The 12,869-nt window shown below is 49.3% G+C and carries 13 protein-coding genes and 1 pseudogene; 5 read left to right on the forward strand and 9 right to left on the reverse strand.

Annotated features, from left to right (window positions below):
- Positions 1–703: pseudogene (locus tag D9T21_RS14440) on the reverse strand (transposase family protein); the annotation flags it as partial.
- Positions 704–800: 97 nt separating this feature from the next.
- On the reverse strand, positions 801–1,667 hold the full coding sequence (rpoH, locus tag D9T21_RS14445) for an RNA polymerase sigma factor RpoH (RefSeq protein ID WP_123325664.1): 867 nt from the start codon (positions 1,665–1,667) through the stop codon (positions 801–803).
- Between the two features lie 506 nt (positions 1,668–2,173).
- On the opposite strand from rpoH, the gene D9T21_RS14450 reads away from it, so the two are divergent.
- Entirely contained in the window at positions 2,174–3,394 is a 1,221-nt protein-coding gene (locus D9T21_RS14450; RefSeq protein ID WP_123325665.1) for an EAL and HDOD domain-containing protein, read from the forward strand.
- Between the two features lie 130 nt (positions 3,395–3,524).
- A complete protein-coding gene (locus D9T21_RS14455; protein WP_123325666.1) occupies positions 3,525–4,769 on the forward strand; it encodes an EAL and HDOD domain-containing protein in 1,245 nt (414 codons plus the stop codon).
- Between the two features lie 6 nt (positions 4,770–4,775).
- Here D9T21_RS14455 and D9T21_RS14460 read toward each other — a convergent pair whose 3' ends face one another.
- From D9T21_RS14460 to ftsY, 4 genes are read right to left on the reverse strand one after another with little or no spacing between them, the layout of a single operon-like run.
- Positions 4,776–5,360 (reverse strand): acyl carrier protein phosphodiesterase, encoded by a 585-nt coding sequence (locus D9T21_RS14460; protein WP_123325667.1) that lies wholly within the window; start codon positions 5,358–5,360, stop codon positions 4,776–4,778.
- Positions 5,361–5,372: 12 nt separating this feature from the next.
- Positions 5,373–6,353 (reverse strand): permease-like cell division protein FtsX, encoded by a 981-nt coding sequence (gene ftsX / locus D9T21_RS14465; RefSeq protein ID WP_123325668.1) that lies wholly within the window; start codon positions 6,351–6,353, stop codon positions 5,373–5,375.
- Positions 6,350–7,033 (reverse strand): cell division ATP-binding protein FtsE, encoded by a 684-nt coding sequence (gene ftsE / locus D9T21_RS14470; protein WP_105934942.1) that lies wholly within the window; start codon positions 7,031–7,033, stop codon positions 6,350–6,352. Before ftsE ends, ftsX begins: the two co-directional genes overlap by 4 nt.
- Before the next feature lie 54 nt (positions 7,034–7,087).
- Positions 7,088–8,395, reverse strand: a complete 1,308-nt coding sequence (gene ftsY / locus D9T21_RS14475; protein WP_123325669.1) for a signal recognition particle-docking protein FtsY — start codon at positions 8,393–8,395, stop codon at positions 7,088–7,090.
- 105 nt (positions 8,396–8,500) lie between these two features.
- On the opposite strand from ftsY, the gene rsmD reads away from it, so the two are divergent.
- Positions 8,501–9,100 (forward strand): 16S rRNA (guanine(966)-N(2))-methyltransferase RsmD, encoded by a 600-nt coding sequence (rsmD, locus tag D9T21_RS14480; protein ID WP_123325670.1) that lies wholly within the window; start codon positions 8,501–8,503, stop codon positions 9,098–9,100.
- Here rsmD and D9T21_RS14485 read toward each other — a convergent pair.
- Positions 9,097–9,681 carry a YjaG family protein gene (locus tag D9T21_RS14485; RefSeq protein ID WP_123325671.1) on the reverse strand — a complete coding sequence of 195 codons (585 nt, stop codon included), beginning with the start codon at positions 9,679–9,681 and terminating at the stop codon, positions 9,097–9,099. The genes rsmD and D9T21_RS14485 overlap by 4 nt on opposite strands.
- Positions 9,682–9,726: 45 nt before the next feature.
- Positions 9,727–10,323, reverse strand: a complete 597-nt coding sequence (locus D9T21_RS14490) for a YhgN family NAAT transporter (protein WP_123325672.1) — start codon at positions 10,321–10,323, stop codon at positions 9,727–9,729.
- A gap of 117 nt (positions 10,324–10,440) precedes the next feature.
- Between D9T21_RS14490 and D9T21_RS14495 the strand changes: the two genes are divergently transcribed.
- Positions 10,441–10,623 carry a helix-turn-helix domain-containing protein gene (locus D9T21_RS14495; protein WP_105934947.1) on the forward strand — a complete coding sequence of 61 codons (183 nt, stop codon included), beginning with the start codon at positions 10,441–10,443 and terminating at the stop codon, positions 10,621–10,623.
- 21 nt (positions 10,624–10,644) lie between these two features.
- On the opposite strand, the gene pepB is transcribed toward D9T21_RS14495, so the two are convergent.
- The gene (gene pepB / locus D9T21_RS14500; RefSeq protein ID WP_123325673.1) at positions 10,645–11,922 is read right to left on the reverse strand and encodes an aminopeptidase PepB; all 1,278 of its coding nucleotides are present in this window, start codon (positions 11,920–11,922) and stop codon (positions 10,645–10,647) included.
- A 32-nt stretch (positions 11,923–11,954) separates the two neighbouring features.
- Between pepB and sfsA the strand changes: the two genes are divergently transcribed.
- Entirely contained in the window at positions 11,955–12,659 is a 705-nt protein-coding gene (sfsA, locus tag D9T21_RS14505) for a DNA/RNA nuclease SfsA (protein WP_123325674.1), read from the forward strand.
- Positions 12,660–12,869: the final 210 nt, after the last annotated feature.

Here is a 12,869-nt window from a genome sequence, read left to right on the forward strand (position 1 = left end):
GGATGCTTTTTCATCCAGTGTTTACTGAATGTGGTTTTGATAAAGCTTTTCTTCGGCTTGACGAGTAATCCTTCGCTCTTCAGGTAAGTAAAAAAGCCATCTCGACCCAATTTAATTTCGTGTTCAATCAACTTCTGTTTGATTAATTTATAGAGCTTCCGTGTCCCCAACTGCGGCATGAACTTACGCCAGTAGAGCACCCACTCCTTAATTACCGATAGTTCTGTTCTTCGGCACTCCATACGGGCGACAGCCTGATAAACAGACTGCCTGGAAATCCCCACAACCCGGCAAGCAGCCGACAAACTTATTTCTTTTCTTTCTTTGGCTTGCCAGACGTACCGGATAAGTACTTTTTTCTTAGACCTGCTCCATATTCTTTATCCATGATATCAACCATTCCATTGAGGATTTGATTACGGAGTTTCTCATCGGCTAATTCTCTCTCGAGACGTTTTATTTTTTCGGCTGGTGTTTCTTTTGAACTGGGCATAAGTGGATGCTGAAGTGGTTTCGACCAGTCGAGTCTACCATGCTTTCTCAGCCAAACTAGCACTGTTGATTTACCTTGGATACCGAAGTGAACTTGTGCCTGCTTATAGGTCATTTCGCCTTTTTCTACACGCTGCACTACACCTAATTTAAAAGCCAAGGTGTAATCACGCTGAGTACGCTTAGGTCTTTGATTACTTGAAGTTGTCATAAAGAAGTCCTCTTTATGTCAACGTATTTCAGGACGGGACACGCAGAAACAAAAAAGCGCCAACAATGGCGCTTTTTATTTTTTAGAAGAGAGACTGTTAGCCTGCCATGGCAGCCTGCAGTTTCTTCATTGCGTTCTTTTCAATCTGACGAACCCGCTCTGCGGATACCTCGTATTTATCTGCCAGATCCTGCAGGGTAGTCTTATCGTCTGCTAACCAGCGGGTTTCGATAATATCCTGACTGCGCTCGTCCAGCGTCTTCATGGCTGAGTATAAACGTTTGGTGGCGTTTGCATCCCAGTCATCGTTGATAACGCTAGACTCGACGTCTTCTGATTTATCTTCCAGGTACTGAACTGGTGCAAAGCTGCCGTTTTCGTCATCGTCGGCGCTCAGATCGAAAGCCTGGTCCTGGGAGCTCATACGCGCTTCCATCTGCAGCACTTCCTTGGTGCTAACACCCAGCTCATTCGCTACGGTTTGCACTTCTTCGTGACTGAACCAGCCCAAGCGCTTTTTGGCTTTGCGCAGATTGAAGAACAATTTACGCTGCGCCTTAGTGGTTGCCACTTTAACGATGCGCCAGTTTTTCAATACAAATTCGTGAATTTCGGCTTTAATCCAATGCACGGCGAAAGAGACCAGACGTACACCCACTGACGGGTCGAAACGTTTGACCGCTTTCATTAAGCCGATATTGCCTTCCTGGATAAGGTCTGCCTGAGGCAACCCGTATCCTGAATAGGACTTAGCAATATGCACAACGAAACGAAGGTGAGACATTACCAGTTTACGTGCCGCATCGATATCTTCATCTTCACGCAGACGTAGCGCCAGTTCGCGCTCTTCGTCAGCGGATAGCATGTCAATCGTGCTGACAGCCTGAATGTAACCTTCAATACTTCCATTGTGTGGAACAGACAGGGCCATTGATTGTAAGTTTTTACTTGTACCCACGCTCATAGTCACCTCAAAAAAATCCTGTTTACTTCACTTAATCCAATAACAAAAATGCTAGTTTGCGAAGCTTAGGTTGGTAGCCTTTTCGCTGCCCTCAGGCGACGACGCATCAACCAATCAAAAACGAAATATAGGGGTTAATACCATACTTATCAAGACCCCGATATCATAAAAAAGTTCAAATTATTACGTCTGCGATAGCTAACCGGATGAAGAGTGTAGAAAAACCACTTTTTCAGCGCAATATTTAACCGGCGCCATCATGTAACTTTTTGTAACTGCCACACGCACAGCGGCCTCTATTAGTAGCTGACCGGCTTCTGTTGGCGGCGCTTTCAGAGAAAAACCTTAACTGACCGCCTGTTACCGGTGAATAACACAATCAACAGTGCAAAATTTGCCTTACACAGGTGATTATTAGCGCTATTCAACGTATATTACCCCCATTGAACAGAACAAGATCAATAAACGCAAATGAATTGCGCTGAACTGCATGATATGGGGATCGGATGTTTGCATATGTAGCGCGCCAGCCTATTGTTGATACCTCTCAACAATTATACGCCTATGAACTGTTATTCCGGGACGGGGAGAAAAACTGTTTTCCCAATATATCGCCCGACGAAGCGACATCACGAATACTCGCCGCCAGCCACTTAAATGTGGGGCTGGAAGCAGTAACTAACGGCGCGCTGGCGTTTATCAATTTTCATACAGATACCCTGCTTCATCGCTTTCCCACCAGTCTCGACCCGAACAATGTGGTCATTGAAATAACTGAGACCGTTGATGTTAGTGATGACCTGGTGGAAGCCTGTCAGCAAATTAACGCTCAGGGCTACCGACTGGCACTGGATGATTACGATCTCGAGGAAAAATGGCAGGTTCTGTTACCGCTAATCAGTATTGTGAAGTTTGATATCACTACCGTTACGGACCAACAAATTCGCGAAACGGTGCCCGTTTTAAAGGCGCATAACATTGAATTAGTGGCTGAACGGGTAGAAACCAAAGAACAGTTCCACTATTACCGGCAACTTGGCTTTGATTATTTTCAGGGCTACTTTTTTGCCCGCCCCGAAGTTATCCGTCACCGTAAGATGAGCTCGTCAGCCGTCAATATGCTCGAATTACTAAAAGAAAGCACAGCGGCTGAACTCAACATTGAAAACATTAACGCTATTCTGGAACGGGACGTTTCTCTCTCCTACCTGTTACTGCGGTTTATCAACAATCCCACGGTGAATAAGCGTAACGAAATCACCTCGTTGAAGCACGCCATGACCTTTATGGGCGAACAGGAAGTGCGTAAGTTTATTGCCCTGTTGTCACTGGCTAATTTATCTGACGGCCAGCCCGGTGAAATCCTCAGCATGAGCCTGGTGCGGGCCCGTTTTTGTGAGCTTATCCTGGTTGCGATGAAAGACCAGAGCAAACCAAACAGTGGCTTTCTTACCGGCATGCTGTCACTTATCGATACCCTGATGGAACAGGAAATGCGTGAGCTGGTGAGCAAATTACCGCTTCCTGGTGATGTGAGTGGCGCTTTATGCGGTGAAAACAATCACCTGAAACAATGCTTACAACTGGCCACCGCCTTTGAACGCGGCCAGTGGGGTATAGTAAGAGCGATTAGCACGCGTTTTGGCCTCACCCAAAAGCAGTTGCACGAAATTTATATCAGTGCGCTCAGCTGGGCAGCGGCTTTACAAAATGAAGTGCATAACTAATTATTGCCCGGATCATTGCGCCGGATCAGCCTGTTTTGAATAACTAAAGATGGATCAAAGGTTAACCATCGGTTAAAGTTTGTATAGGCCTGTTGTTAAGGCCAACTGTATAACAAGGATAATTATTTTAATGTTTGCATTTATCGCTCGCCAGCCAATTCTAGACCGGGAAAAGGACGTTTTCGGCTATGAACTGTTGTTCAGGGATGGTAAATCCGGTACCTACCCGACCCACGATAACGAAAAGAGCCGCTACATCGCGGAGCACTTTCACACCCTGGGCCTGGATGATATCTGCGGCGATAAAACCTCGTTCATCAACTTTCACAGCGATACGCTGATTGCCGGCCTGCCCGCATCACTTAATCCCGACACGGTAGTGATAGAGCTGTCTGAATACCCGGCGCAACAAGCGGCGTTGGTGGATGCCTGCAAACATGTAAAACAGCTGGGCTTTAAACTGGCGATCGATGATCCGGCGATGATCAGCGGCCAGCACTCCATCTTTCCACTTATCGATATTCTTAAAGTGGATGTGCACAAAGCTAATTACAGCGTGATTGAACAGAACATTCCCCGTTTTCTGCAATCGAGCATTCAACTCGTTGCAGAGAATGTAAACAACCACGACGACTTTGTTGTGTGTCGTGATTTGGGCTTTGACTTATTCCAGGGCTACTTTTTTGCGACGCCGGAAAAAACCGTGCAACGTCAGCTGCCTGCGTCAAAAATGAATCTGGTTGATCTGATGGGCGAAAGCGCCAGCTCGCAGTTTAATCTGGAGCGCATTAACCAGATTGTAGAACGCGATGCTGCCCTGTCGTTTTTATTGCTCAAGTTTATTAATAACCCCACCATCAATAAACGCTACAAGATCACCTCACTAAAGCATGCGCTTAACTACATGGGTGAGGTGGAAATTAAGAAATTCATCGCCCTGTTGTCGCTGGCTCACTTAGGTGACGAAAAGCCGCTTGAATTGCTGCATATGTCGTTGGTGCGTGCAAAATTCTTCGACCTGCTGGCTCAGGAGCGCGGGCTGAATTCCGATCCGCCGATTGGCTTTCTGATTGGCCTGTTTTCGTTACTCGATGCCCTGCTCGACCAGGAAATGCCGGATATTTTGCGCCAGCTCCCGCTGACCGACGAAGTTAACGATGCACTGCTGTGCAAATCGGCTGAATTCAATCACTACATGAAACTGGTTCGTGCCTTTGAAGGGGCACTGTGGATGAATGTGATCCGCGAGTCCAGAGAGCTCAACATCGACCAGAAATACCTGCACAGCTTGTACAATCAGGCTATTGTGTGGGGCAACGGGGTACGCAAAACCATTTCATCTTACTTCCCGAAAAAGCAGGTCACCGACAAATAAGGTCGCTCAGTCTTCCACACCATGCTGGCGCACTGCGGCCAGCACTTGTGGAAAGAAGGTCAGAAACGTTTGTTCAAACACCGCATAATTTTGCTGCACGTCCTCAATACTGCCATGAAAGTTATGCTTAAAACGAATCCGACTGGCAGTACGCTCCAGCGCCCGTTCAACGCCCTGCAAATGGCTATAGGTATCCAGCCAACGATGGGTCAGCATGCTCCTGACCATTGCCTGCATATTCTCGGGCATTACGCCGACACGCCGTTCCAGACAATCATAGGCACGCTGACTGAAAGCCTCGAAGCTTTCTTCGCTGTACAGCGACCAGTGTTTAATTAAGAAATGATCAAATAACACATCCAGCATAATGCCGGCAAACCGCCTGCGCCCGGCAGAGACTTCTCCACGGGCCTGGCGCACACAACTGTGCGAATCGGTAAATTTATCCACAAAGATATGGTTGGCAACGCCGGCTCTCACCGCCTCGGAATAGCAGTTAAGATCAACACCGCGGCGGAAATCGCCCAGCAAATTACCGAAGCAAGAGTCGGCAGTGGGCCGGGCTAAAAATAAATGGGCCAGATAGTTCATAACGAAAAACAGTTACTGCGGCTCAATTTCCCGCACATGCCGCTGCACCGAAATCAACGACCCCACCAGCCCCAGCATCACCGACAAAAATAACATAGTAAGCAACGCTGAACCGGTTAAGCCGGTAATGTGGAACGACTTGTCGTATAAACTGGCAAACGCCTGAATGCTACTGTCCATCCACCACAGAATAATGATAACCGCCATCCAGGCGATTACGCCTCCCAGCAAGCCATACCAGAATCCGGTGTATAGGAACGGTCGGTGAATAAAGCCATCGGTGGCCCCCACCAGCTTCATCACCAGAATTTCGTCCCGCTTGTTGAGGATATTCAACCGAATGGTATTACCGACAATCAGGATCACGGCAACAAATAACAATACGCCAATGATGGTAACCAGCTCGGTAGCGATTTGCAGAAAGCCGTAGAGCCGCTCCAGCCACTCAATGTCCAGCTTACCCATATCCACTTCACGTTGTTGCTGAAGCTTCTCCAGCAGCATCTGCGCTGCGGTTGGCGCGGTGTGCTTTTCGCCGGGAGTCACCAGCACCACATCCGGTAGCGGGTTGGCTTCCAGGTATTTTACCGCATCCCCTAAACCGGACAGTTGTTTAAATTCTTCCAGCGCATCATCAGCAGGGACATAAACCACGCGATCGATCTCCGACCAGGTCTGTAAGCGGGTGAGCAGCTGTTGCGCTTCTGCGGCGCTGGTCTGGTCTTTGAGAAACAGCGAAATCTCCGCCGCCTGCTCCCAGCCTGCGCTGATTTTTTCAGTGTTTTTAACCAGGATATACAGTGTACTGGGCAGGGTGATACTTAACCCCAACACCCCTATAGTCATCAGCGATGCGGCGGGCTGCCGCCACAGCTCGCCAAGACTGCCCAGTGCCTGACGAATGTGATTAACGAAGAACATGACAAAGCGCTGAGCACTATTGATTTTACGTTCACTGGCGCCCTGACTACGGCCTTTAAACAAAATACTCATAGTCCGTCCTCGCCGTCTGTTAAGCCATCGGTGATCATTTTGCCGTTTTTGAGCGTCAGGGTGCGATAGCGCATTCGCGCAATCAGCCCTAAATCATGGGTGGCTATCAGTACCGAAACCCCCGCCTGATTAAAATCTTCAAACAGGCGGACAATTTCCATGGATAATTTGGGGTCAAGGTTACCTGTTGGCTCATCGGCCAGCAGCAGAGGCGGTTTATTAACTACCGCCCGGGCGATGCCGACACGTTGTTGTTCACCACCAGACAGTGTTATGGGTAGATTACGTGCCTTACTACGTAGCCCCACCATCTCCAGCGCGGCATCCACCCGCTTGGCAATTTCTTTGTGGCTGTATCCTTCGATAACCAGGGGCAGAGCCACGTTATCAAAGACAGTTTTGTCCATCAGCAGTTGATGGCTCTGAAATATCATGCCGATATCACGGCGAATATAAGCAATCTGGCGCCGTTTAATGACGTTGAGATCGTGGCCGTTAATAAGCACCCTGCCTACCGTAGGGCGCTCCATAATGCTGATCAGTTTGAGCAGGGTACTTTTACCGGCACCGGAATGGCCGGTGAGAAACGCCATTTCGCCCTGGGCTATGTGAAAGTCGACTTTAGACAGCGCTCGCTGGCCGCCGGGATACGTTTTGCTTACCTGCTCAAATCTGATCATCAAGGATCCTGACTATTCTGTCTGTTGTTATTATTAAGGTTAACCAATACCAGATTAACTTTTCTCACCCTCGCTGAACAGCGCGTCTATAAATTCGTCGCCGTTAAATCCACGCAGGTCGTCAATGCCCTCACCCACTCCGATGTAACGGATGGGAATACCAAATTTATCTGCAATGGCAAAAATCACCCCGCCCTTAGCGGTTCCATCAAGCTTGGTGAGGGTAATACCGGTGAGGCCTACGGCTTCCTTGAACAGTTTCGCCTGGCTGATTGCGTTCTGCCCGGTAGCAGCATCGACAGTGAGCATAACCTCATGGGGCGCATCCGGGTTGAGTTTTTTCATTACCCGCACCACTTTTTTCAGCTCTTCCATCAGGTTATCTTTGTTTTGTAAACGACCGGCGGTATCGGCGATAAGAATATCACTGCCTTTAGCCTTAGCCGACTGCAAAGCATCGTATAAAACTGAAGCGCTGTCTGAACCGGTAGGCTGAGCGATAACCGGAATATTATTGCGCTCACCCCACACTTGTAATTGTTCCACCGCTGCCGCCCGGAAAGTATCACCGGCTGCCAGCATGACTTTTTTGCCCTGCTGCTGATACTGCTTGGCCAGTTTACCAATGGTGGTTGTTTTACCTACTCCGTTAACCCCTACCATCAGAATAACAAACGGTCCCTGGGCTTTATCATGATTGGCAATTACCTCTGGCAGCGGTTGCTGTACGGCAGTGAGCATGGTTCTGAGTTGCTGTTTAAGCAATTCGTAAAGCGCGTCGCCGTTTTTCAGTTGTGAATGCTTAGCGCCTTCCACCAGACGGTCAATAATTTTCTGGGTAGTATCCATGCCCACATCGGCAACCAGCAGTTGTGTTTCGAGCTCTTCATACAGGTCATCGTCGATAGCTTTGCCGCGGAACAGACTAACAATGCCACTGCCGAGGTTGGCTTTAGTGCGCGATAAACTGGCTTTAAGGCGACCAAAAAACGATTTCTTTTCAGTTGCGGCAGACTCTTCAACAGCCTGCGTTTCCGGCGGTTGTTCAACCTCAGGTTCTACTTCAGGCGTTACCTGTTGCTGCGGAGTAGCTTCTACCGCTTCAACCACCAGCTCTTCCGGTGTTTTCGGTTCATCGGTTGATACTTCCTCAGCTTCGGATTCTACCTTGTCGATGGGCTGGTTGGCTTCTTCGACTACTTCCGGCTGTGCTTCTTCAACCTGCTCTGGCTCAGGCAGTTCTTTTTCAACAGCGATGGCTTCGTTGCTGTCTGAGGTTTCTTCTTGTGGGGGATTAGTTGCTGGTTCCGGGGTTTTATTTTCATTTTTATTCTTGTTAAACCAGCCAAAGAGTTTAGACATTGTGTTGACAATTCCTTACTGAGAAACCGCTTTGTGCGGTAAACTACTGAATATTAATTTAAGCGTGCTGCTTTGCATCAGCACATAATACCATCGACTGGCATAATGAATCGAGTAGCAAAACCAACCTCACGCCACAACAAAAAAAGTGGCAGCGTACGTATTATCAGCGGCCAGTGGCGCGGTCGTCGATTACCCGTGTTGGATGCTGAAGGGTTACGCCCCAGTACCGACCGTACCCGCGAAACACTGTTTAACTGGCTTATGGCTCATGTCCAGGGTAGCCGGGTACTCGACGTTTTTGCCGGCTCCGGCGTATTGGGGTTAGAGGCGTTGTCCCGCTATGCCAGAGAAACCGTGTTTATTGAGAAACATGCTCCCACGGCCAAACAGTTAAAAACTAATCTCAATACGCTGAAAGCCGGTGCTGAGGTTCACTGTAACGATGCAATGGCGGTATTACCAACCCTAAGCACTCCCTTTGATATTATTTTTGTCGACCCGCCCTTTGGCCATGACTTAGTCAATCCTTGTCTGGCTGCGCTCTATAAGCATCAGTTGCTGGCCACAAATGCCCTGATTTATGTTGAGCAGGAAATCAATGGGCCGGCACTCGCCCTGCCTCCGGGCTGTGAGGTAATTAAACAAAAGCAAACCGGCCAGCTGACTTATTGTCTGCTTGAGTATACCGGCGCTGAGGCTTAAGGGTTTATTTCCAGGCCGATATTGCTGATCCCTTCACTGGCGGCAATGGTTTTAAGCTTTGATACTTTCTGGGTCATTGGCGCTTTGGTGGTTACGGCGTCGAGCAATTCCTGTTGTATAGCTATTTCAAACTGCATCAGTGGATGGACTTTAACATCGTCTTCCGTAGCTTCGCCGCTGGCCAGCAGATAGGCTTCAACGCTGCCCTGGGACAATTTACTGACAACCACGGCACCGTGGGGATCCACTTTCATAATCAGGTTGATGGCCGACGACATGGCAATAGCAGCGTCCAGCGCAGGATAAACTCCAAAAGAGTCGTAATCACTGACATCCGGCGTTGCCTCTTCCACCTTTTCCAGTTGCGTGGCGAAGTTAATCTTGCTCTTCGGGCTGCACAGGGATTCCCAGATAAGATCCAGGCACTTTGACAGGGTATCAGGCTCAGCAAACTCCGTAAGCTCACAGAAAAGCTGATAATTAGGTACCATACGCTGCAGCAGCGCAGCACTGAACGCTATTGCATCAGCGCCTTCCAAAGCCCGCACCTGGGCGAATGTTGAGAGTTTAGTTGTCAAGATAACGCCTGTTGTTCAATCTGAAGCCATATAATATTGGGGCACATATTAACCTACCTGAGAAAAATAAGTACCCACACCGTCTAAAAACATTTGGATAGCAATCATTACCAGGATCATCCCCATCAGGCGCTCCATGGCCGTTAAACCACGCTCACCCAATACCCGGTGAAATGCACCGGAGAACAGCAGGATGGTGGCACTCACCAGCCACGAGGCACCAAGGGCCAGCGACCAGTCACCCATGCGATCGGGGCTTTGGTTGGAAAGCAGGATCAGAGCTGCCAGCGTTGACGGTCCGGCAATCAACGGGATAGCCAGCGGTACAATATAAGGCTCCTCGCCTGCTGCCAGACCGAGTGGACTGCCTCCGGCTTTAGGAAAGATCATCTTAAGGGCGATCAGAAACAAGATAATCCCGCCGGCAATACTCACGGTTTCCTGCTTCACGTTCAGAAAGTCCAGTACCGCCTGACCGCTAAACAGAAACACATACAAAATCACCAGGGCAAATAATAATTCACGTATCAGTACGATGCGTCGGCGCTTTGGCTCGATCATCTTCAGCACAGACATGAATATAGGCAGGTTGCCGAGCGGATCCATAATTAAGAACAGCATGACGGCTGCCGACCAGGTATCCATAATGGTTTGTCTCCCATCGAAACACAGGCAATATTTACCTATATTTAAAGTTTATTTCACAAATTACGCTTTTTGCGCTTTACTCTTTGTACCGCTTTCACTATGCAGGTTGCATTTATGAGTTTAATGACAGTCCAGGAGGTTGCGGATTTTCTTGATGTACAGGAAATTCGCGTTGAGCGTCTACAACGTGAGAGTTTGCTCGTTGCAAAAGAGACAGACGGTAACGGCAATCCCTTGTTCGACTCTGTAGAAGTAGAAAAATACAAAACCTTAGCAGAACGACTCGGCGGCCTGTGACCACCGAGTAGCCATTTTCACCTACTGGCCGATAAACGCCGCCAGGGTTCTGATGCCGGCCGCTGTGGCGCCTGCCGGCATTTCGCTATTGGCACTGCCGTGATAGGCAGCAGCCAGGTCCAGATGCAACCAGCTGTCTGTTGGGCTAACAAAGCGTGATAAAAAGCCAGCCGCATTCGACGCACCACCCGCACCACCACCTTTCTGCGGACGACTATTCGCCGTATCAGCAAAAGCAGACGGGCACTTCTCCTGATGCCACATTTGTAATGGTAATGGCCAGAACAGTTCCTGCTGGGTTTGCGCTTCACTTAAAAACGACTGGCTGAGCGCCGGATTGAGGCTGAATACCGCGTGATAATCATATCCCAGTGCCACCGTAGCGGCGCCGGTCAGTGTTGCCGCATCAATGATACAGGCAGCTGCTGATTCTGAAGCCGCAATCAGACCATCGGCAAGTACCAGTCGACCTTCGGCATCGGTATTTACAATCTCCACACTCACGCCATTTTTGTAGGTCAGTACGTCACCCAGCTTGTAAGCATGGCCGCTGACCAGGTTTTCAGCGCAGCATAAAAACAGCTTCACCCGTTTATTGAGCCCCTGCATAATGGCCAGTCCCAGTGCACCGGTAACGGTTGCCGCACCGCCCATGTCGCATTTCATATCCAGCATCCCTTCGCTGGATTTCAGACTGTAGCCACCGCTATCGAAGGTAATTCCTTTGCCAACCAGTGCAAACGCCACCGGCGCCTCAGGATCGCCACCTGGATTATAATCCAGCTCCAACATGGCCGGGGGACGTTCACTGCCGCGTCCGACATTGTATATTCCGGCCCAGCCTTCAGCAGCGAGCTGTTCACCGCTCACTACCCGGTAGGTTACCGCATCACCGTTAAGTGATTGCAGCCAGTCAGCACTTTCCTGCGCCAGGCCAACCGGCGAAAGCTGTTCTGGCGTGTCGTTGGTCAGCTTACGGGTAAACATCATTGCAGTCACCTGGCGCTCAGCTTCAGCTCGCTCAGCGTTATCGCATAAGGTGACTTCGCCAGGATTTCGCGCCTTGGAAAAACTCATTACAAAGGTGACCTGGTCAATAACAGACCATTCGCCGCTAAGCGTGACTGACGGGATCCCGAGATTGTCTATTTGTCTTGCCGCTTTACGAATACTGCGCAGACGGTCTGCGTCATCCCTGATGTGAATGGTGATGTCGTTGCCGGTGAGACTTACCAACGCCTTGTCTCCCCAATGAGCCGGGGCCGGGTTGCTCGTGATCTTCACTTTCATGTCAGTCATAATGCTCCTTACTATTATTGTCAGGTTTATCTATGCAGTTTACTTCACCTTTGTTGCGCGGCACACTCCTTAAGCGCTATAAACGATTTTTTGCCGATATATTGCTCGACTCCGGTGAGCAAATTACAGCTCATTGCCCGAATACCGGGGCCATGACCGGCTGTGCCGAACCCGGGTTTACCGCCTGGGTCAGTCCCTCAGATAACCCAAAGCGTAAACTAAAGTTCACATGGGAACTGGCCGTCACACCTAAGGGTGACTGGATAAGCGTTAATACGCACCGCGCTAACAAATTGGTTCAGCGTGCGCTAGAAGCCCACACACTGCCGGGAATAAAAGACTATACAGAGGTTAAGCGGGAAGTCAGTCCGCCGGATTTTCACTCCCGTTTCGATTTTTGTGTCACCCGCAGCGATCATACGCCGCTCTACATCGAAGTAAAATCGGTCACTCTGGCCGAGGGTAATGACGGCTTCTTTCCCGATGCGGTGACCAGCCGAGGCACAAAACACGCCGAAGAACTGGCCATGCTGGCTCGTCAGGGCGTGGCCACCGCTTTATTGTTCTGTGTTCAGCACAGCGGCATCCAAAATGTCCGCCTCGCCGAGCATATCGACCCGAAATACGCCCTCGCAGTGCGTCAGGCTGCGGCCGACGGGGTCAGGGTTTTCGCCGTAGGCTGCCAAATCAGCCAAGAAAAAATCAATATAAATCAGTCACTACCTGTTATTTTGTAAAAAAAGAGTTGATTTTTAGGAAATGGACGTCATATTTGCGCCTTGCTGAAATAAGCAGGTACCCTCGGGTACAACCATGGGGTAAACAATCCAGCACCATGTTTACCTCGTCAGACATAGACACTTTACGTTGCCTGTACAATACTATTCTGTTATAGATATTTGTTTTATTTCGGGACATTTAGGGTGTCGTAGTGTAGGAGAAGTGAC

The sequence above is a fragment of the Marisediminitalea oceani genome (genome assembly GCF_003731635.1).
In the GTDB taxonomy this organism is placed as follows: domain Bacteria; phylum Pseudomonadota; class Gammaproteobacteria; order Enterobacterales; family Alteromonadaceae; genus Alteromonas; species Alteromonas oceani.